Source organism: Amycolatopsis sp. CA-128772, assembly GCF_002904295.1.
In the GTDB taxonomy this organism is placed as follows: domain Bacteria; phylum Actinomycetota; class Actinomycetes; order Mycobacteriales; family Pseudonocardiaceae; genus Amycolatopsis.
The window spans coordinates 22,501-41,795 of record NZ_PPHG01000080.1; the positions used below are offsets into that span (position 1 = coordinate 22,501).

Sequence of the window (19,295 nt, forward strand, 5' to 3'; positions counted from 1 at the left end):
GGACGGCGGTCGGCCGGGCCACCCCGCCGGTCAGCGGGCGGCCAGCGCCTCGGTGAGGTGGGCGTCGAACTCCCGGGCCGCGTCGGCGATCGGCCGCCGTCCGGTGGCGATGTCGGCGAAGAACGTGTTGATGGACTTGTCGCTCTCGATGGTCGCCCAGCCGGGCGCGGCCGGGGTGGCGACGCTGGTCTTCGCCGCCGTCGCGAAGGCCGCGTTGAGCGGCGGCAGGGCCGGGGTGATCCGGTCGATCAGCTCGGTGGAGATCGGTGTCCAGCCGTCGATGCCGGCGATGGCGTCGCGCTGCACGGCCGGGTCCGTGGCGGCTTTCAGGTAGGTCAGCGCGAGGTCCTGGTTGCGGCTCTTGGCGGCCACGGCGAGGTCGGAGCCGCCGAGGAACACCGGTTGCGTCTTCCCGGGCGTGGCGCTCGGGAACGGGAAGGTGCCGAGGCGGTCCTTCAGCTCCGGCTTGTTCTTGAGCACGGTGTTGACGCTCGTGTCGAGGATGGCCGCGGCGCCGCCGGAGGAGAAGATGGCGGCCTGGTCCGGGGCCTTGGTGTCGACGTTGCGGGACGCGGGGGCGGAGTAGGCGTTCTGGAAGTCCTTCCACGCCTGCAGGCCCTTGAGCGCTTCCGGGCTTTCCAGGGCGCCGGCCCACTTCCCGTCCCGCTGCGTGGCCAGCTGTCCGCCGGCGTCCCAGACGAACTGCAGCGCGCCGAACCAGTACCGGCCGGGGAAGTGGAAGGCCGAGTAGTCGGGTGCGGGGTGCTTCGCCTTGATCTTGTCGAGGGCGGCGGTGAGCTCGGCGAGGGTCTCCGGCGGGGCGGTGACCCCGGCGTCGGCCCAGACCTGCTTGTCGTAGATCACTGCCCGGTTCCCGGCGAACAGCGGCGCAGCGTACAGGTGTCCGTCCACAGTGGCCGGTCCGGCGAGGCCGGGCAGCCAGCTCTGGCCGGCGGCGAGCTCGTCGCGGTGCGGGTTGAGGTCGGTCAGCGCGCCGTTGGCGGCGAACAGCGGGACGTCGGTGTTGCCGATTTCGATGACGTCGGGCGTGTTGTCCTGGGCCAGTGCGGTGCTGATCTTCGTGTTGATGTTGTCCCATTCCTGGATCTGCACGGTGACCTTGGCGCCGGTGGCCTTCTCGAAGGCGGTGTCGATCGCGGCGGCGGCCTTGTCGCTGAGGTCGCCGTTCATCAGCCAGACGGTCAGCGCGCCACCACGGGCGGCGGGAGCGGGGGTGTCGGTACCACAGGCGGCGGCGGTCATGGCGGCGACGGCCAAGGCGGCGGCGAGAATGCTTCTGCGCATGAGGAGCTCCCTGGGAGGTCAGCAGTGGCCGAGGTCGCGCCACTGGGCGGTGAGGCCGGGTTCCGAACCCTGGGTCCACCAGTTCGCCTGCCAGAGGTGGGCGTTGTGCTTCACGCGCCGGCCCTCGAGGTACACCGTGCCCCAGTCCCATTCCTGGGCCGCCGAACAGTTCGCGGGCTGAGTCGGCGTCGTCGGGGTGGTGGGGGTCGTCGGCGTGGTCGACGTCGTCGACGGCGGGGTGGTCGGCGTGGTGCAGCCGTTGACCGTGTCCACATGGGACGTTCCGGAACCGCGGTACTGCCCGGCCTTCGCGACGGCGTCGGCGGGCGAGACGACCTGGTTGCCCGCGTAGTAGGTCCAGTCGACCTGTTCGGTGTAGACGCTGTTCCCGCTCGTGTGCCCGGCGGTGTCGATGAACCACATGTTGTAGTTGATCGACATCGGCGTGCGCGGGTACACCGGGTTGCCCTGCGCGTCGGTCGTGTGGTCGGCGGTCAGGACGCCGTCGATGTAGTACTTCACGTGCCCGCCGGACACCTGCGTGACGACGTCGTGCCAGCCGGCGAAGCTGCGGTTCTGCGCGGTGGACGTGCGCAGGCCGTCCCACGACGGGCTGTTCCAGTAGGTGTACCAGCTGGTCTGGTAGTCGGCCTGCGGGCCGCCCCAGCCGCCGTTGGGCAGGTACTCGGAGAAGTCGAGTTCGCTGTAGAGCGGGTCGCGGTCGTACCGCAGCGGGGAGATCGTGAAGTAGGTTTCGTTGACGTGATCGCCGTCGGGCCCGCTGTCCGGCGCGTCGGTGAAGCGGACCCGGCTGGCGTAGGTGCCGTTCAGGAACCGCAGCTGGTTCTGGTAGAGCTCGGCGTGCGTGGTGCCGGCCGCGCTGCCGTCGGTGGTCGCGGTGAGCTGGGCGACGCGCTCGCCGCCCACGGTCGGGAAGCTGACGTTGCCGGTCAGCCAGCGCGCACCGGGCACCCCGGGGCTCCCGACGTCGTTGCGCGTGGTCCAGCCGGCCCCGCCGAACGCGGGATCGGTGGGCGAGGCGTAGTGGAAGTCGTCGAACAGCACACCGCAGTCGGCCGCGGCGGCCGCGGCCGGCGCCGGGCTGGCGTCGGCCCCGCCGGAGAGGAGCAGGGCGGTCGCGGCCACGGTGGCGACGCTCGTCAGGACTGCTGCGGTGGTGCGGGTTTTCCGGGACATGGGTCTCCTCCTGGGGGTGCCGTCCGCGGGGAGCGCCGATTGGTCTAGACGAATCAGGTGGCCAGTACCTTCCTCTTGACCATTGGTAAAGTCAAGATGGGCAGCAGAAGTTACCTTTGGTAATTTCTGCGGGCACGGCGAAGACCCCCGCGGTCATCCGGCGGGGGTGGGTCAGCGGGCGGCGGGCTGGAACAGCTCGACGAGGTTGCCGGCCGGATCGGCCAGGAGGATCTGCCGCCCGCCCGGTCCCGACACCACCTCGGTGCGGAAGGCGACCCCGGCCTCGGACAGCCGGGCGATCTCGGCGTCGAGGTCGGCGACGATCAGGTGGATCCGGTTGCGCCCCGCGACCGCCACCTCCGGCGGTGTCACCCGGGCGCCCGAACTGGCGGGCCCGGAAAGCAGCAGGCGCAGCGGACCGCGGGTGACGTCCGCGAACGCCGGCGCGGCGCTCATCCGCACCGTGAACCCCAGGTGCGTCGTGTAGAACCCGATCGCCGCCGCGACGTCGTCGACGAGGTAGCGGACGCTGGCGTACTGGTCGCTCATGGCCGGGCCTCCTGGCCGAGTTCCGGCAGCAGGTGCCGGACGCGCGTGTCGAGTTCCGCCGCGATCCGGGCGAACGAACCGGGGTCCGCGGCCGGATCCGGGATGCTCCAGTGGCGGCGGCGCGGGTGGTGGGGGAACTCCGGGCAGACCTCGCGCACCTTGTCGCACACCGTGATCACGTGGTCGAACCGGTGCCCGGCCACGGTGTCGAGGTGGCGCGGCCGCTGCCGGGCGACGTCGATGCCGAACTCCTCGCTCAGCACCCGGACCGCGCCCGGGTGCAGGGCGGCCTTCGGGTGGCTGCCCGCGCTGGCCGCCGTCACCTTCCCCGCGCTCCGGCGCCGCAGCAGGGCTTCGGCGATCGGGGAGCGGGCGCTGTTGCCGGTGCACACGAACAGCACCGCGCTCCCGCCGGGGACCGGCGTTCCCGGGCGCAGGCCGGGGTGCAGGGCCGCGCCGGCCGCGGCCAGCGCGCTCGCACACCGGCCGAGGTCGAGGTGGTAGTAGCTGTCCCGGCCGTCGAAGGTGCTGCGGGCGGTGGTGACCAGCCCGCCTTCGCGCAGCAGCCGCAGGTGGTAGGAGACGAGGTTCTGCGGCTCGCCGACGAGCGCGACGAGCTCCCGGACCCGGAGATCACCCCCGGCGAGCGCCGTCAGCAGCGCCCACCGCAGCGGGTGGGCGGCCAGGCGGACGAATGCGGGCGGCTCCGGGGCCATCCCCGGAGATTACATCAAATCGGTTTGATGCAAAAGGCGGTCATGATGGGGCGAGCCGAGCGGAAGGACAGCGGATGGACGGGCTGACCGAGGAAGAAGCCGGGATGGTCGCGGTCGTGCGGGACTTCGTGGACCGCGACGTCCGGCCGGTGGCGCGGGAGCTGGAGCACGCCGACACCTACCCGGAAGCGCTCATCGAGCGGATGAAGGAACTCGGCGTCTTCGGGCTCGCCGTCCCCGAAGCGCAGGGCGGGACGCCGGTCTCGGCCCGCTGCTACGCCGAGGTGACCGAGGAGCTGGCCCGCGGCTGGATGAGCCTCGCCGGCGCGATGGGCGGCCACACCGTCGTCGCCGAGCTGATCGCCGGTCACGGCACACCCGAACAGCAGGCGCGTTACCTGCCGCGGATGGCCACCGGCGAGGTCCGCGCCACGATGGCCCTCACCGAACCCGGCGGCGGCTCCGACCTGCAGGCGTTGCGCACCACCGCCCGCCGCGACGGCGAGTCCTATGTGGTCGACGGCGCAAAGACCTGGATCACCAACGCCCGCCGCTCGCAGCTGGTCGCCCTGCTCTGCAAGACCGACCCGTACGCGGAGCCGGCCCACACGGGCATCAGCATCCTGCTCGTCGAGCACGGCCCGGGCTTCGAGGTTTCCCGCGACCTGCCGAAGCTGGGCTACAAGGGCGTGGAGAGCTGCGAACTGTCCTTTACGGACTTCCGCGTCCCGGCGAACGCTTTGCTGGGCGGCGAAACCGGCCAGGGCTTCCGCCAGATGATGCGCGGGCTGGAGCTGGGCCGGATCCAGGTGGCCGCCCGCGCCCTGGGCGTCGGCCGGGCGGCGCTCGAGGACTCCCTGCGCTACGCCCAGAAACGCGAGACGTTCGGCAAGCCGATCTGGCAACACCAGTCGATCGGCAACCACCTGGCCGACATGGCCACCAAACTGGAGGCGGCCCGCCAGCTGGTCCACCACGCCGCCCGCCGCTTCGACTCGGGCGACCGAGCCGACCTCGAGGCCGCCATGGCCAAGCTGTTCGCCTCCGAAACGGCCATGGAGGCAGCCCTGACCGCAGTCCGCATCCACGGCGGCTACGGCTATTCGACGGAGTTCGACGTCGAGCGCTACTTCCGCGACGCGCCCCTGATGATCGTGGGGGAGGGCACCAACGAGATCCAGCGGACGGTGATCACCAGGCAGCTGATCCACCGCCACGGCGGAAGGGGTGTATGACCCCGAGCCGAGCCCACGCGGCTGGAGCCCCGCCCAGCCGGCGAGCGGGGGAGGGCCATCCCGGAGCCTGCCCGTCCGGCGAGGACATCTTTTCAACGCCTGGGCGCACGACGGCCCGCCACCCGACAGCAACAACCCCACTCTCCTCAGTCACAAACTCGTCGCACATATTGTTAACAATCTCATCGACGATTACGCTGCTCCCATCACGACCCCACGCGACGAGGACCCCCCTTGATCATCGACTGCCACGGCCACTACACCACCGCACCACCCGCCCTCGCGGCCTGGCGCGACCAGCAGATCGCCGCCCTCGATGGCGCCTCTTCCGTGCCGGCCCGCGCCGACCTGCGGATCAGCGACGACGAACTCCGCGAAACGATCGAGCCGAACCAGCTGCGCCTGATGGACGAACGCGGCATCGGCCTGACGATCTTCTCGCCCCGCGCCTCCTTCATGGCCCACCACGTCGGCGGCTTCGACACCTCGGCGACCTGGGCGGCGATCTGCAACGAGCTCTGCCACCGCGTCAGCACGCTCTACCCGGAGCGGTTCGCGCCCGCCGCGATGCTCCCGCAGTCCCCGGGCGTCGACCCCGCCACCTGCGTCCCGGAGCTGATCCGCTGCGTCGAGGAGTACGGCGCCGTCGCCCTCAACCTCAACCCGGACCCGAGCGGCGGCCACTGGACGGCCCCGCCGCTCACCGACCGGTCGTGGTACCCGGTCTACGAGAAGATGGTGGAGTACGACATCCCGGCGATGGTGCACGTCAGCACCAGCGTCAACCCGGCGTTCCACACCACCGGCGCGCACTACCTGAACGCCGACACGACCGCGTTCATGCAGCTCGTGCAGGGCGACCTGTTCACCGACTTCCCGACGCTGCGGCTGGTCATCCCGCACGGCGGCGGCGCGGTGCCCTACCACTGGGGCCGGTTCCGCGGCCTGGCCATGGCGATGGGCAAGCCCGAACTGGAGGAGCACGTGCTGGACAACGTCTTCTTCGACACCTGCGTCTACCACCAGCCGGGCTCGGACCTGCTCTTCGACGTCATCCCGGCGCGCAACATCCTGTTCGCCTCGGAGATGATCGGCGCCGTCCGCAGCGTCGACCCGCGGACCGGCCACCACTTCGACGACACCCGCCGGTACGCCGAAGCCGCGAAACTGTCCGAAGCGGACTGGGCGGCGATCCGCGAGCACAACGCCCGCCGCGTCTACCCACGTCTCGACGCCCTCCTGAAGGAGCAGGGCCGGTGACCGCGCCCTGGACGCCGGGCTGGCTGGATTGGTGCGAGAATCCGTCCACACCGGACTTCCGGCTGCCGGCCGGCACGGTCGACGCCCACTGCCACGTCTTCGGCCCCCAGGCCGAGTTCCCGTTCGCGCCCGAGCGCAAGTACACGCCCTGCGACGCGAGCAAGGAACAGCTGTTCGCCCTGCGCGACCACCTCGGCGTCGCCCGGAACGTCGTCGTGCAGGCCACCTGCCACGGCGCGGACAACTCCGCGATGGTCGACGCCGTCCGCGCGTCCGGTGGCCGGGCGCGCGGGGTGGCGACCGTCCGTCCCGACGTCGGCGACGCCGAGCTGCGGGAGCTGCACGCGGCCGGTGTCCGCGGGGTGCGGTTCAACTTCGTCAAACGGCTGGTCGACGCCTCGCCCCGGGAAGACCTGAGCTCGATCGCAAAGAAGATCGCCCCGCTCGGCTGGCACGTCGTCCTCTACTTCGAGGCCGCCGACCTGCCCGAGCTGGAAGGCTTCTTCGGCACGCTGCCCGTGCCGCTGGTGATCGACCACATGGGACGCCCCGACGTCACGAAACCCGTGGACGGCCCGGAATTCGGCCGGTTACTGAGCTTCGCCGGCCGCCACGACGTCTGGGTGAAGGTGAGCTGCCCCGAGCGGCTGACCGTCACCGGGCCGCCGGCCTACGCCGACGTCGTGCCGTTCGCCCGCCGCGTCGTCGCGGAGTTCCCGGACCGGGTGCTGTGGGGGACCGACTGGCCGCACCCCAACCTGAAGCACCACATGCCCGACGACGGACTGCTCGTCGACCACGTCCCGCACGTCGCGGACACCCCCGAAGCGCAGCGGAAGCTGCTCGTCGGCAACCCGATGCGCCTCTACTGGCCCGGCGAACCCGCCTGAACCCCCGGAAGGGCCCGCAATGCAGCACGCCAACGCGCTCAACCGGCTGAACCGCCTGCCGATCGCCCGGTTCCACAAGTACACCCTGTTCGCCGTCTCGTTCGCCTACTTCTTCGAGTTCGCCGACATCAACAGCTTCGCCACCACCGCACCCAAGCTGATCAAGCTCTGGGGCGTCACAGTGAACCAGGTCGCCTATGTGACCTCGCTGTCGTTCGTCGGGATGTTCTTCGGGTCCGTCATCGCGAGCACGATCGCCGACCACTGGGGCCGGAAGAACGCGCTCGTGCTGACGACGGTGTGGTTCGGCGTCTTTTCGTTCGCGGCGGTGTTCTCCTGGGACATCGTGTCGCTGGGCGTGTTCCGCGTCCTGACGTCGGCGGGCCTCTCGGCGATGACCGTCGTCGCGGTGATCTACGTCAACGAGCTCTACCCGGCGGCGAACCGCGGCAAGTACCAGGCGTACGCGATCGTGATCGGCATCTGCGGCACGCCGGTGACCAACCTGATCGCCAGCGTCGTGGTCCCGCTCGGCGACCGGGCTTGGCGGCTGGTCTACCTGTGGGGCGCCCTCGGGGTCCTGCTCGTGCTGTTCACCCGGCGCCTGAAGGAATCGCCGCGCTGGTACGAAAGCCGCGGCGAGCACGCCAAGGCCGACGCGGTGCTGCGGGAGATCGAGGCGCAGGTCGCGGCGGAGAAGGGGCCGCTGCCGGAGCCGGCGCCCCCGGCCGGCGAGGCCCCGGTGGCCAAAGCGCCGCTGCGGCTGTTGCTGCGCAAGAAGTACCTGCTGCCGACGCTCCTGCTCACCGTGCTGTGGGTCACCCAGACGATCGGGTTCTTCGGCTATTCGAGCTGGGCGCCGACGCTGCTGGCCAAGGAGGGGTTCAGCGTCGAGAAATCCGTGTTTTACGTGGCCCTCACGACGGTCGGGGCGCCGCTGGGCTCGTACCTGGCGGCCCTGGTGACCGACCGCTTCGAGCGCAAGTGGTGCCTGGTCGCGTTCGGCGCGGTGATCGCGCTGTGCGGGCTGCTCTACGGGCTGACGTTCGACCCGGTGCTGATCGTGGTGTTCGGGTTCCTGGTCAACATGTTCGAGCGCGGCTACACGGCCCTCGGGTACGCGTATTCGCCAGAGCTGTTCGACACGCGCGGCCGGTCCCTGGGCACGGGCGTCTCGTACGGTCTCGGCCGGCTGTCGAACGCGGCCGGGCCGCTGATCGTGGCCGGGCTGTACAACGGCAGCGGCTACCGGAGCGTGTTCTTCTTCATCGCCGGGACGTGGCTGGCCGGCGCGGTGGTGCTGGCGCTGTTCGGGCCGCGGACCCGGCAGGCGCGGCTCGCGCACACCCCCGCGGCGGCCGGGGTCTAGAACGCGTACCGGACGCGCAGGTACGGGGCGTGGACGGCGATGAGGTCGAGGAGCTCGTCCAGCAGCGCCCGCTTGTGGCCGGCGCGGTAGCGGACGTTCACGCCGCCGCCCTCGCTGCGCTTGGTCTCCTGCAGGTCGGGCCGCCACAGGACCTGCTCGGCCTTCGGGTGCCAGCCGAGGTTGACCTCGTGCAGGTCGCGGTTGTGGGTCAGCATGATCACCTCCGCGGCCAGCTGGGCCTTGGTGGCGTCGTTCGTGGCGTCCCCGAGGTCCTGCAGCAGCCGCGTCCAGTCGGCCAGCCACCCGTCGTACACGACGACGGGGCTCAGGTTGACGTGCACCTCGTACCCGGCGGCGACGAAGTCGTCCAGCGCGCGCAGGCGGTCGGCGATCGGGCTGGTGCGCAGGTCCAGCAGCTTCGCGGGCCGCTCGGGCATCAGCGAGAACCGGACGCGGGTGCGGCCGCGCGGGGCCAGGTCCAGCAGCCCGCGGTGGACGTACTTGGTGGCGAAGGACGCCTTGGCCGCCGGCTGGCCGGCGAACAGGCCGATCAGGTCCGCGACGTTGTCGCTGACCAGTGCGTCGACCGAGCAGTCGGAGTTCTCGCCGATGTCGTAGACCCAGGCGGCGGGGTCGCACTGGTTCGGCTCGGCCTTCGGCCCCTGCCGGGCGATGTGGCGGGTCAGGTACCCGGTGATCTGCTCGATGTTGGCGAAGACGGTGATCGGGTTGGAGTAGCCCTTGCGGCGGGGGACGTAGCAGTAGGCGCACGCCATCGCGCAGCCGTTGGACGTCGAGGGCGCGATGAAGTCGGCGGACCGCCCGTTCGGCCGGGCGGTCAGCGACTTCTTGACGCCCAGCACGAGGGCCTCGCGCTTGATGCGCACCCAGCGGCGGACGTTCGTCTCGTCGCCGTGGAGTTCGGGGATGCGCCAGTGGCTGCCGACTTCGACGACGGTGGCGTCGGGGAAGCGGTCCAGCACCTGGCGGCCGCGGGGGAGCTCGGCGGCGGCGGGTTCGACGTAGATGCGCGAGGGCGCCAGCAGCTTCTCCCGCTCGAGGGCCGCGTCTGTCACGAAGGTTCACCTGCGCAGTCTCGGGACCTCCGAGTCTACCCGCGGGCGGCAGGCCGGTGACCGCGAAGCCCACTGTGGACAGTACGCGGGCGACCGGGACACCGCCCGAGCCCCGGTCGGCTGAGACGCCCGGCAGCCTCGTCCCTCTTCCTCCCGGGTGGAGTCACCTCAAGACTGCTGACAATCTTGGGCCAGCCGGCGGAGCTGGTCGCGGGCCGCGGTGGCGACGTCGGCCCGTACGCCGAGTTCGCCGAGCATCTCGGCGGCCGCCGTCATCTCGGCGGTGCGGCGGACGGCGTGCCGGTACGAGCCGTCGACCAGCCGGTCCACGGTGGCCGCGTCGGCGGCGGTGAGCTCGCCGACGACGATCTTCCGCAACCAGTCCTCGCAGCCCGCGGCGCGCGCGGCCTGCAGGGCCTCGACCACGGCGGCGGACAGGCCCTTGAAGAAGACGCTGCGCAGCAGCTTGCGCTCGGCGGCGAGGCCGGCCTCGCCCGGCATGACCTCGACGGCCGCGCCGAGCGGGTTGAGCACCGCGGCGACGGTGCCGGCGGCGGGTCCGGTGGCCAGCATCGGGACCCGCAGCCCGCGGCCGGGCACGGGGGCCATGATCGCGACGTCGGCGAAGGAGGCGCCCCTTTCCGCGGCGAGCGCGGCCAGCTGCCGTTTGGTGCCGGGGGAGGCGGTGTTCAGGTCGGCCCAGACGGCGCCGGGTTCGAGGCCGGCCTCCAGTGCACTGAGGGCGGCCGACGCGCTGTTGACGCTGAGCACGAGGTCGGCGCCGTGGGCGGCGTCCGCTTCGGAGCCGGTGGCGACCACGCCGGCGGCGGCGGGGACGGCCGGGTCGTACCCGCGGACGGTGACCCCGGCGGCCACCAGATCGCGGGCGAACGCGCCGCCCGCTTCGCCGAGTCCGAGTACCGCGACGGTTCCGGGCATAGCGGAATCCTCCTCGCCAGCTACGATCGAGTACACGATGTGCTCGACAAAATTGTCAACAAAGGCGGGGTCCAGGCTATGACCGAGAGTGCTGCGGACCGGCAGCCGGGGGAGCGTTCCGCGGTGGCGGCGATCCGCGACGCCATCGTCCGCGGCGAGTTCGTGCCCAACCAGCGGCTGGTCGAGGCGGATTTGTCCGCGCAATTCGGAGCGAGCCGGGCGACCGTGCGGGCCGCGCTGATCGAGCTGACGAACGAGGGGCTCGTCGAGCGGGTGCAGAACCGGGGCGCCCGGGTGCGTGCGGTGTCGCTCGAGGAGGCCGTCGAGATTTCCGAGGTCCGCATGATGCTCGAGTCGCTGTGCGCGGCGAAGGCGGCCGAGCGCATCTCGGACGCCGAGGTCGGCGAGCTGCGCGAACTGGGCGAGCGGATGCAGCAGGCCGTGGCGGGCGGGGACGTGGTCGGGTATTCGGGCCTCAACCAGCGGCTGCACCGCCGGATCCGCGAGATCAGCGGCCAGCGCACGGCGGCGCAGGTGCTGGAGCGGCTGCGCGGGCAAAGCGTCCGCCACCAGTTCCGCCTGGCGATGCGCCCGGGGCGGCCGCAGGTCTCGCTCCCGGAGCACCTGGCGATCATCGACGCGATCTGCGCGAACCACCCGGACGCGGCCGCCGAGGCGGCGCGGGTCCACCTGGCGAGCGTGATCGAGGCCCTCAAGGCGGCGGACGCCGAGGTCTCCCCGCTCCACCCCTGACCCCACGGCCAGCCCGCGTACCCGGAGGGTCGGCTGCCGAGCCGACCGTCCGAGTACGCGAGCCGACCCTTCCGGTACGCGGACCGACCCTTTGGATACGCGAACCGACTGCCAGGAGTGCGAGCCAGCTTGGGCGCCAAAATTGTTGACAATTTCGTCTACTGGATCGTACGGTGGCGGTATGAAGCCCGTCATCGTCACCGGGCCGCCGCGGGCCGACCTCGAGCAGGTCGCGCAGCTGGCGGACTATGGCGTCGCCACCGTTCACGAGGCTCTCGGGCGCTCCGGGCTGCTCGGGTCCGACCTCCGGCCGATCCAGGACGGGGCTCGCGTCGGCGGCACCGCCGTCACCGCGCTCTGCTGGCCCGGGGACAACCTGATGATTCACGCGGCCGTCGAGCAGTGCCGCGAAGGCGACCTCCTCGTCGTCACCACCACCTCGCCGAACCGGGACGGCCTCTTCGGCGAGCTCTTCGCCACCGCCCTGCGCCGCCGCGGGGTGCGGGGCCTGGTCACCACCACCGGCGTCCGGGACGTCGCCGATCTGCGCGCCCTCGGCTTCCCCGTCTGGTCGGCCGCGGTCAGCGCGCAGGGCACCGTCAAGGCGACCGCGGGGGCCGTCAACGTGCCCGTCGTCGTCGGCGGCCAGCTCGTCCGGCCCGGCGACGCCGTCCTCGCGGACGACGACGGTGTCCTCCGCGTCCGCCGCGAGGATGTCCCCCTCGGACTGGAGAAAGCCAAGGCGCGGCTGGAAAAGGAAGCCGCCGCCCGGGAAGCCTTCGCCACCGGCCAGCTCGGCCTCGACCGCTACGGGCTGCGCGAAAAGCTCGAAGCCCTCGGCGTCCGGTACCTCACCGCCGAGGAGTACGAAAAGGAGCAGGCATGACCGGCGTGCGCTGCATGCTCATGCGCGGCGGCACCTCGAAGGGCGCCTACTTCCTCGCCGGCGACCTGCCCGCCGACCCGGCCGCCCGCGACGACCTCCTGCTGCGGATCATGGGCACCCCCGACCCGCGCCAGATCGACGGTCTCGGCGGCGCGCAGCCCGTCACCAGCAAGGTCGCGATCGTCTCGAAAGCCACCGACGCCGGCCACGACGTCGACTACCTCTTCCTGCAGCTCGGCGTGGAGGAACCCACCGTCTCCGACCGCCAGACGTGCGGCAACCTGCTCGCCGGCGTCGGGCAGTTCGCTGTCGAACGCGGGCTGGTGGCCGCCGGCCCGGAGCGCACCACCGTGCGCGTGCGGCTGCTCAACACCGGTTCGATCGCCGTCGCGACCTTCGCCACGCCCGGCGGCGAAGCCGACTACCGCGGCGGCACGGCCATCTCCGGCGTGCCCGGCACGGCCGCCCCGGTCGAGCTCGACTTCACCGGGACGGAAGGGTCCGTGTGCGGCAGCCTCCTGCCCACCGGCCACGTCCGCGACGACATCGGCGGCATCGCCGTCACCTGCGTGGACAACGGGATGCCGGTCGTCGTCGCGCGCGCCGAAGACCTCGGTGGCGAGCCCGGCCTGGGCGAGCGGATCGACGCGCTGCGCATCGAGGCCGGGAAGCTGATGGGCCTCGGCGACGTCCGCGGCTCGTCCGTCCCGAAGACCACGCTGGTCGCCGCGCCCCGCGACGGCGGCGCCATCGCCACCCGCACCTTCATCCCGGTCAAGCCGCACCCGTCGATCGGGGTGCTCGGCGGCGTCAGCGTCGTGACGGCGTTGCTGCTCGACGGCGCCGTCGGGGCCGAGCTCCTCCGGAAGCCGCCGGCGGGCGAGCCGATCGAAATCGAGCACCCGAGCGGAAAACTGGCCGTCGCGATCGAGTTCGAGGGGTCCCGGGTCCGCCGGTCGACGGTCATCCGCACCGCCCGGAAGCTGTTCGACGGCACCGTTTTCCCGCGGTCCTGAGGAGCCTGCCTTACCCGACCCCTCGCGCCGGACTGGGAGCCGGTCACCTGGACCGGGGCCGAGCGGGCCAAGGGACAGGGCCGTCCGGCAGGTCTTCCGGCTGCTACGCCCGCCCACCTGGTGGTGCCCGCGGGGACCAGGCGCTACGGTGAGCTCCTCGGTCCGCGCACAGCGTGACGGCCTGGGGGTGGGGATGGGTGCGACGTGGTCCGCGTTCGCGGCGCGCGGGTTCCGGGTGCTCTGGCTGGCGGGCCTGCTGTCGGTGGCCGGGGACCAGCTCGCGCGGGTCGCCTTGTCGATACTCGTCTTCCAGCGCACCGGTTCCGCGGCGCTGAGCGCGGCGACGTACGCGTTGTCGATGCTGCCCGCGCTCGTGTCGGGGGCGCTGCTCTCGTGGCTGGCCGACCGGTTCCCGCGCCGCCGCCTGCTGGTGGCGTGCGACGCCGTCCGGGCGGTGCTGGTGACCGTGATGGCCGTGCCCGTGGTGCCGTTGCCGCTGATGGCCGCGCTGCTCGTGCTGGTCCAGCTGGCCGAAGCGCCGTTCTCGGCGGCGCAGGGCGCGGTCCTGCCCGAGCTGCTGGGCCCCCGCTACGAAGCCGGGCAGGCGGTGCAGCAGGTCACCACCCAGCTGTGCCTGGTGCTCGGGTTCGTCGCGGCCGCGTTCGTGGTCACCGCGGTCGGCGCGCACGCCGCCTTGGCCGTCGACGCCGCCACGTTCGCCGTGTCCGCCGTGCTGATCCGGGCCGGCCTCGGCCCGCACCCGCCGCCGGACGGCGACGGCGAAAGCGGGGCGACCTGGTGGCGTCGCTCCTGGCGCCGGGTCGCCGCGGGCGCGGTGACCGTCGGCCGGGACCGCACGCTGGGCACGTTGGTGTGCCTGGGCTGGCTCGCGCTGTTCACCGTCGTCCCCGAGGGGCTCGCCGTGCCGTTCGCGCAGCAGGTCGGCGTGGGCGGCGGCTGGATCGGGGTGCTGCTCGCCGCGGAACCGGCGGGCGCGGTCGCCGGCGCGCTGCTGCTGCGGCGGGTCGCGCGGCCGGTGCGGGTGCGCGCGCTGGGGGTGCTCGCGGTCGGGACGTCGGCGCCGCTGGTGGCCTTCTGGGGCCGGCCCACCCTGGGCGCGGCACTGGCCCTGCTCTTCGTGTCCGGGCTGTGCTCGGCGTACCAGGTGACCGCGGGGGCGACGTTCGTCCAGCTGTCCCCGCCGCGGGTGCGCGGGCGGACCCTCGGGTTTGCCCGGACCGGGATGATCGCCGGGCAGGGGCTCGGCATCGTGGCCGGTGGGGTGCTCGCCCAGCTGGCCGGGCCGTCCACGGCGATCGCCTGGGCGGGGACCGCGGGAGCGCTGGCCGCGCTCGCCGCGGCCGCGGCCTGGGCGCGTCGCCGCCCGGACGTCGTTTCGGCCGCGCTGCCGGCCGAATCCTGAGGGGGTTCACCAGCCCTTGTCGCTCATGGCGTGCTCCTTCCGGTACCGGGGGACGGGGTTCGGTCGCGGTGTTCACCAGCCCTTGTCGCTCATCGGCTCGCCCTTCCGTGCGGTTCGTCCGGTACCGGATACCCGGAATCGTCCCAGCCGCCCACTCGGGTCGCCGGGGCGGGAATCGGCTGACATCCGGCCGCAACGCGACTACCCTGGGCAATCAGGTGATCACGGGCGCGGGGGAGGCGCTGCGATGAGCGGAAACGCGGTCACCGGCGGAGAGCGGTCGCCGTCGGGCTGGAAGCTGTGGTCGTTGCCGGGGCGGGTGCGGTTCCTCGTCCTGGGCGTGGACCTGGTGGCCTTCGGGCTGCTGGTGCTGTCGGCGCGGGCGGCGCCGACGTCCGCGGAGTGGGTGACGGCGGGCTGGCTCGCCGCGGCGGCACTGCCGCACCTGCACGCGTCGCACCTCATCGAGCAACGGCGCCGCGACCGCTCGGGCACGCCGTACGTCGACCTCTGCAGCGTGTGGATCTTCGCCGGGGCGATCGCGCTGCCGCTGGTGCTCGAACTGGCGCTGGTGGCGGTGATCTACGGCCACCGCTGGGTGCTGGTCAACCGGTTCGACGCGGTCCGGCCGCCGCACCGCACGGTGTTCACCGCCGCCACGCTCGCGCTGGCCGCGGCGGCCGCGGCCGGGGTCCTGCGGCTGACCGGCGTCCACGAGCACCTCGCCGGTGGTGCGCGGCCCGGCTGGGCCGACCTGGCCGCGGTGATCGCCGCGGCCGGGGTGCAGTGGGTGGTCAACACGGCGCTCGTCGGCACGGTCATCGCCTGGACGGTCCCCGTCGAGCACCCCCGCCGGCTGCTCGGCAGTGCTTCGGACAACCTGCTGGAGGTCAGCCAGCTGGCGCTCGGGGTGTTCGTGGCGTTCGCGCTGCTGTGGTGGCCGCCCGCGGCGCTGCTGATGATCATCCCGACGTTCGCGCTGCACCAGTGCGTCCAGCTCGACCAGCTGAAGCTCGCCGCCCGCACCGACCAGCGCACCGGGCTGCTCAACGCGATCGCGTGGCACGAGCAGGCCGAGCACGCGCTCGGCCGCACCCGCGGCCGCACGGGCGTGCTGATGATCGACCTCGACTGGTTCAAGCGGATCAACGACACCCACGGCCACCCGGTCGGCGACGGCGTCCTGGCCGAGGTGGCCACGGTGCTGACCAGGACGGTCCGGCGCGGCGACACGGTCGGCCGCTACGGCGGCGAGGAGTTCGCGGTCCTGCTGCCCGACGTCGACGAAGCCGAGCTGCGCGCGATCGCCGAGCGGATCCGCGTCCGCATCCGGGCGCTGCGCATCACCACACCGGCGGGCGAGCCGGTGACGCTGTCGGCCACGATCGGCGCGGCCCTGCACCCGGTGGTCCCGGAAGCGGGCCTCGACGAGGTGATCCGCGCGGCCGACGACGCGTTGTACGCGGGCAAGAAGGCGGGCCGCGACCGGGTGGCGGTCGCCGGTTTCTGACGTCAGTTCTGCCCGGGATCGGCCGGCCCGCGGTGGTTCTGGAGGGCGAGCCCTCGTTCGTGGTCGAAGGTCACCGGCACCTCGGTCCCGACGAGGGGACAGCGCCGGAGCGCGTCGCGGGTGACTGCGTCGTAGAGCTCGTCGGTCGCCGCCCCGGGCAGGTAGATGCCGACGTCCGCGCGGAGCTGGTAGCTGCCGTCGTCCCGGTGGGACAGCGTGGCCTCGGCGGTGACGACGCTTTCGGCCGGCTCCACGTCCAGCGACGTGGCGGCGATCGTCAGGGCCTGGTGCAGGCAGGTCGCCAGCGCGGCCGCGTAGAGCCGTTCGGGGTTCAGCGCGTCGGCGGTCCCGTCACCGCTCGGCGCACCGACGGGAAAGGCGAGATCGCCCCGGCCGTCCACCCGGACACTCCCGCGGCTCGACGTGGCCTGCGCCGTATGGATGTCCTGTGCCATCGCGTCCTCCGTGCTCGCTGGTGCCGCGCGGTTACCCGGCGAAACCCGCGCCACACGCCCGGGCGGGATGGTCGCCGCCAGGACCACGCGGGCGGGCGGCAAGCCGCGGATCACCCGGCCGGCCCGCGTGCCTCGGGTGTCTGATAGTGGCTACAGGTTGATGGCGTGCTGGTGCGCCCGCGCGATCGTGGAATCGACCGACACCGAGCAGCCCACCAGGCCGGCCGCATCGGCTTGGTGAGCAGGCGGTCCAGGACGGTGCCCCGGGTCCCGTCGTCGGCCGTCGGGCGATGCCAGGTCCAGCTCGTCTGCCACGGATCGCACACCGCCGGCCCACCACGCCAGGCGATGCCGCATCGGAAAGCGGCCGCCCCGAACGTCTGTCAGACGCGACCTAACTCGTCTCGCGCACTTCCAGGCGGTGCGGCGCCACGATCGACCGCGGTGGTCCCGGCTCGGCCGCCTGCCGGGCGAGGCGGTCGAGGGCCAGTTCCGCGATGCGGGCCTTGTCCGGGGATACCGTCGTCAGGGCCGGGATGCTGTAGCGGCCGTCCTCGATGTCGTCGAAGCCCACCAGGGCCAGGAACTCCGGCACCGCGACGCCGCGGTCGGCCGCCGCGCGCAGGGCGCCCAGGGCGAGCTCGTCGGTGAAGCAGAACACCGCGTCCGGTGGCCGGTGCGTGTCCAGCAGGCGCAGCATCGCCGCGTGGCCGTCGGCGCGGTGGAGGCGGCGCACCGGGACTTCGAGCTCCCGCTCGGCCGGCAGCCCGGCTTCCGCCAGCGCCTGCCGGTAGCCCGCGAGACGCTGGCGGGCCGTCGCGTTGAGCGACCGCGGCTGGATGCCGAGTGCCGCGACGCGCCGGCGGCCCGACGCCAGCAGGTGCGCGGTGGCTTCGCGGGCGGCCACGACGTTGTCGATGGCGACGTGGTCGACGCCGGCCGTGCCGTCGTGCTCGCCGAGGAGCACCAGCGGGACCGGGTCGGTGCGGGCGGCCAGCTCCGCGGGGGCCACCGCCCACGGGCTGAACAGGACGCCGTCGACGAGCTGGCTGCGCTGGCCGTGCAGCAGTTCCTTCTCGCGTTCGGCGTCGCCGTCGGTCTGGTCGATGAGGACCGTCAGGCCGCGGGTGCCGGCGATGCGCACGGTCCGCGCGGCGAGCTCGGCGAAGTACGGCGAGTCGATCTCCGGGATGACCAGCGCGACCAGCCCGGTCCGGCCCTGGCGCAGCGTCCGGGCGGCCAGGTTGGGCCGGTAGCCGAGCGCGTCGATGCTCGCCTGCACCCGTTCGCGGGTCGCCGGGGCCACGTAGCGGAACCCGTTGACCACGTTGGACACCGTGCGCACCGAGACGCCCGCGTGCTCGGCGACGTCGCGCAGTTTCGGGTTCACCGGCGCATCGTACCTCTTGCAACGTGGCATGCCACGTTGCAAACTGAGCTGCCACGCCGTCGTGCCCACGTTGGAGGCCAGGATGACCCCGCACCAGACCGTCCCCGCCCCGCTGCCCGCGGCCGAGGTCGCCGCGCTGACCGAGCGCCTGTACGCCGACGGGATCATCGGCCTGCCGGGCGCGTTCACCCGCGACTGGGTGCGGCAGCTGGGCGAAGACATCGACACGGCGTTCGCCGAGGCCCGCGCCCGGCCGGGCGGCGCCGTCGGCCGCGGGCCGAACCGGTTCTACGTCGAGATCCACCCGGAGCAGCTGCGCGGATTCGTCGACCTGGCCACCCACCCGTGGATCACGGCCGTGGCCGAGGCGGTGCTGGGGCCGGCGTACCGGATCGTCGAGGTCGGTTTCGACGTCCCGCTCGCGGGCGCGGTCGACCAGCCGTGGCACCGCGACTTCCCGATGCCCGCCGAAACCGCGCGCGACCGCAGGCTGACGTCGCTGGCCGTCAACGTCACCGCGGTCGACACCGAGCCGGACATGGGGCCGTTCGAGATCGCGCCCGGCACGCACTGGGACGACGGCGGCGCGTTCGAGCACGGCATGTTCCCGCCGCGCGAGACCCACCCGCGCTACCGTGAGCTCGCGGCGCGCAAGTTCCCGAAGATGGGGGACATCTCCATCCGCTCGGCGCTGACCGTCCACCGCGGCACCGCCAACCACTCGGCCAAGGCCCGCCCGGTCCTGGTGCTCGGCCTCGACGCGCCCGGCGCGGGCAACGACGCCCACCACGACACGGCGGTGACCCGCGAGTTCCGGGCGTCGCTGCCGGAATCCCTGCGGGCGCACCTGGACTGCCCGGTCGTCGACGTCCTGCGGCCGATCACGCAGAAGCACACGATCGAGGGGCTGGTGATGGGTGAATCGGGGGAGGGTTCCTGAGGCCGATGTTTGCCCCGCGCGGAGGGGGGCACCAGGGGGCCATGGTTGAAGCGGGAATCACCGAGATGTCAGGCCGGGCCGGGGTCGTCGCGGCCCTGCGACGCGTGCTGCTCGCCTTCGGGGTCGGGGGCGCGCTCGCGTGCCTCGCCTGGATGGCGTTGTGGCTGGCCATGCACGTCTAGGGAACCTGCCCCCCGGCTCAGGCTCCGGCCACGTGGATCCACACCGTGGCCGGAGCCTGATCTCACTGGCAGGCTTCGCAGTCCGGGTCGTCGATGCGGCAGGCGGCACCGTCGGTGAGCGGGAAGTCGAAGTCCTCCAGCACGGGTACGGTGGCGGACTCTTCCGGGGTGGTGGTGGCGGACATGGCCCTCCTTTGTGGACGA

20 protein-coding genes are annotated in these 19,295 nt (G+C 72.6%); 11 read left to right on the forward strand and 9 right to left on the reverse strand.

What is annotated here, in order from left to right; genetic code table 11:
- Positions 1 to 30: 30 nt before the first annotated feature.
- The 4 genes from C2L59_RS32795 to C2L59_RS32810 all read right to left on the reverse strand — a co-directional run bounded on the left by C2L59_RS32795 (position 31) and on the right by C2L59_RS32810 (position 3,767).
- Positions 31 to 1,305 carry an extracellular solute-binding protein gene (locus C2L59_RS32795; protein ID WP_103353420.1) on the reverse strand — a complete coding sequence of 425 codons (1,275 nt, stop codon included), beginning with the start codon at positions 1,303 to 1,305 and terminating at the stop codon, positions 31 to 33.
- An 18-nt stretch (positions 1,306 to 1,323) separates the two neighbouring features.
- Positions 1,324 to 2,502 (reverse strand): carbohydrate-binding protein, encoded by a 1,179-nt coding sequence (locus C2L59_RS32800; RefSeq protein ID WP_103353421.1) that lies wholly within the window; start codon positions 2,500 to 2,502, stop codon positions 1,324 to 1,326.
- 171 nt (positions 2,503 to 2,673) lie between these two features.
- Complete coding sequence (locus tag C2L59_RS32805; RefSeq protein WP_103353422.1) at positions 2,674 to 3,051, reverse strand: VOC family protein; 378 nt, start codon at positions 3,049 to 3,051, stop codon at positions 2,674 to 2,676.
- Positions 3,048 to 3,767 carry an ArsR family transcriptional regulator gene (locus C2L59_RS32810; RefSeq protein WP_103353423.1) on the reverse strand — a complete coding sequence of 240 codons (720 nt, stop codon included), beginning with the start codon at positions 3,765 to 3,767 and terminating at the stop codon, positions 3,048 to 3,050. Before C2L59_RS32810 ends, C2L59_RS32805 begins: the two co-directional genes overlap by 4 nt.
- Positions 3,768 to 3,841: 74 nt before the next feature.
- On the opposite strand from C2L59_RS32810, the gene C2L59_RS32815 reads away from it, so the two are divergent.
- From C2L59_RS32815 to C2L59_RS32830, 4 genes are all read left to right on the forward strand, one after another.
- The gene (locus C2L59_RS32815) at positions 3,842 to 5,002 is read left to right on the forward strand and encodes an acyl-CoA dehydrogenase family protein (RefSeq protein WP_103353424.1); all 1,161 of its coding nucleotides are present in this window, start codon (positions 3,842 to 3,844) and stop codon (positions 5,000 to 5,002) included.
- Between the two features lie 234 nt (positions 5,003 to 5,236).
- Entirely contained in the window at positions 5,237 to 6,262 is a 1,026-nt protein-coding gene (locus C2L59_RS32820) for an amidohydrolase family protein (RefSeq protein WP_103353425.1), read from the forward strand.
- Entirely contained in the window at positions 6,259 to 7,152 is an 894-nt protein-coding gene (locus C2L59_RS32825; protein ID WP_103353426.1) for an amidohydrolase family protein, read from the forward strand. The genes C2L59_RS32820 and C2L59_RS32825 overlap by 4 nt, the downstream gene beginning before the upstream one ends.
- Positions 7,153 to 7,171: 19 nt before the next feature.
- Complete coding sequence (locus C2L59_RS32830; RefSeq protein WP_103353427.1) at positions 7,172 to 8,521, forward strand: MFS transporter; 1,350 nt, start codon at positions 7,172 to 7,174, stop codon at positions 8,519 to 8,521.
- On the opposite strand, the gene C2L59_RS32835 is transcribed toward C2L59_RS32830, so the two are convergent.
- Both C2L59_RS32835 and C2L59_RS32840 read right to left on the reverse strand, forming a co-directional pair.
- On the reverse strand, positions 8,518 to 9,597 hold the full coding sequence (locus C2L59_RS32835) for a spore photoproduct lyase family protein (protein WP_103353428.1): 1,080 nt from the start codon (positions 9,595 to 9,597) through the stop codon (positions 8,518 to 8,520). The two genes, C2L59_RS32830 and C2L59_RS32835, sit on opposite strands and share 4 nt — an antisense overlap.
- A gap of 168 nt (positions 9,598 to 9,765) precedes the next feature.
- A complete protein-coding gene (locus C2L59_RS32840) occupies positions 9,766 to 10,536 on the reverse strand; it encodes a DUF1932 domain-containing protein (RefSeq protein ID WP_103353429.1) in 771 nt (256 codons plus the stop codon).
- Between the two features lie 78 nt (positions 10,537 to 10,614).
- On the opposite strand from C2L59_RS32840, the gene C2L59_RS32845 reads away from it, so the two are divergent.
- The 5 genes from C2L59_RS32845 (at position 10,615) to C2L59_RS32865 (ending at position 16,124) form a co-directional block, all read left to right on the forward strand.
- Positions 10,615 to 11,289 carry a GntR family transcriptional regulator gene (locus C2L59_RS32845; protein WP_103353430.1) on the forward strand — a complete coding sequence of 225 codons (675 nt, stop codon included), beginning with the start codon at positions 10,615 to 10,617 and terminating at the stop codon, positions 11,287 to 11,289.
- 181 nt (positions 11,290 to 11,470) lie between these two features.
- The gene (locus C2L59_RS32850; protein ID WP_103353431.1) at positions 11,471 to 12,175 is read left to right on the forward strand and encodes a 4-carboxy-4-hydroxy-2-oxoadipate aldolase/oxaloacetate decarboxylase; all 705 of its coding nucleotides are present in this window, start codon (positions 11,471 to 11,473) and stop codon (positions 12,173 to 12,175) included.
- Positions 12,172 to 13,191 (forward strand): 4-oxalomesaconate tautomerase, encoded by a 1,020-nt coding sequence (locus tag C2L59_RS32855; protein WP_103353432.1) that lies wholly within the window; start codon positions 12,172 to 12,174, stop codon positions 13,189 to 13,191. The genes C2L59_RS32850 and C2L59_RS32855 overlap by 4 nt, the downstream gene beginning before the upstream one ends.
- 193 nt (positions 13,192 to 13,384) lie before the next feature.
- On the forward strand, positions 13,385 to 14,614 hold the full coding sequence (locus C2L59_RS32860; protein ID WP_103353433.1) for an MFS transporter: 1,230 nt from the start codon (positions 13,385 to 13,387) through the stop codon (positions 14,612 to 14,614).
- A 247-nt stretch (positions 14,615 to 14,861) separates the two neighbouring features.
- A complete protein-coding gene (locus C2L59_RS32865; RefSeq protein WP_233223806.1) occupies positions 14,862 to 16,124 on the forward strand; it encodes a diguanylate cyclase in 1,263 nt (420 codons plus the stop codon).
- 2 nt (positions 16,125 to 16,126) lie between these two features.
- On the opposite strand, the gene C2L59_RS32870 is transcribed toward C2L59_RS32865, so the two are convergent.
- Together C2L59_RS32870 and C2L59_RS32875 are read right to left on the reverse strand one after the other, a co-directional pair.
- Complete coding sequence (locus tag C2L59_RS32870; RefSeq protein WP_103353434.1) at positions 16,127 to 16,579, reverse strand: OsmC family protein; 453 nt, start codon at positions 16,577 to 16,579, stop codon at positions 16,127 to 16,129.
- Between the two features lie 394 nt (positions 16,580 to 16,973).
- Entirely contained in the window at positions 16,974 to 17,969 is a 996-nt protein-coding gene (locus tag C2L59_RS32875) for a LacI family DNA-binding transcriptional regulator (protein WP_103353435.1), read from the reverse strand.
- An 82-nt stretch (positions 17,970 to 18,051) separates the two neighbouring features.
- On the opposite strand from C2L59_RS32875, the gene C2L59_RS32880 reads away from it, so the two are divergent.
- Complete coding sequence (locus C2L59_RS32880; protein ID WP_103353436.1) at positions 18,052 to 18,909, forward strand: phytanoyl-CoA dioxygenase family protein; 858 nt, start codon at positions 18,052 to 18,054, stop codon at positions 18,907 to 18,909.
- A 41-nt stretch (positions 18,910 to 18,950) separates the two neighbouring features.
- Positions 18,951 to 19,091, forward strand: a complete 141-nt coding sequence (locus C2L59_RS48290; protein WP_199199367.1) for a hypothetical protein — start codon at positions 18,951 to 18,953, stop codon at positions 19,089 to 19,091.
- A gap of 62 nt (positions 19,092 to 19,153) precedes the next feature.
- Here the strand turns inward: C2L59_RS48290 and C2L59_RS49930 are convergent, their stop codons facing one another.
- Positions 19,154 to 19,276: a hypothetical protein gene (locus C2L59_RS49930; RefSeq protein WP_255410324.1), complete on the reverse strand. Its 123-nt coding sequence runs from the start codon at positions 19,274 to 19,276 to the stop codon at positions 19,154 to 19,156.
- Between the last annotated feature and the right edge of the window lie 19 nt (positions 19,277 to 19,295).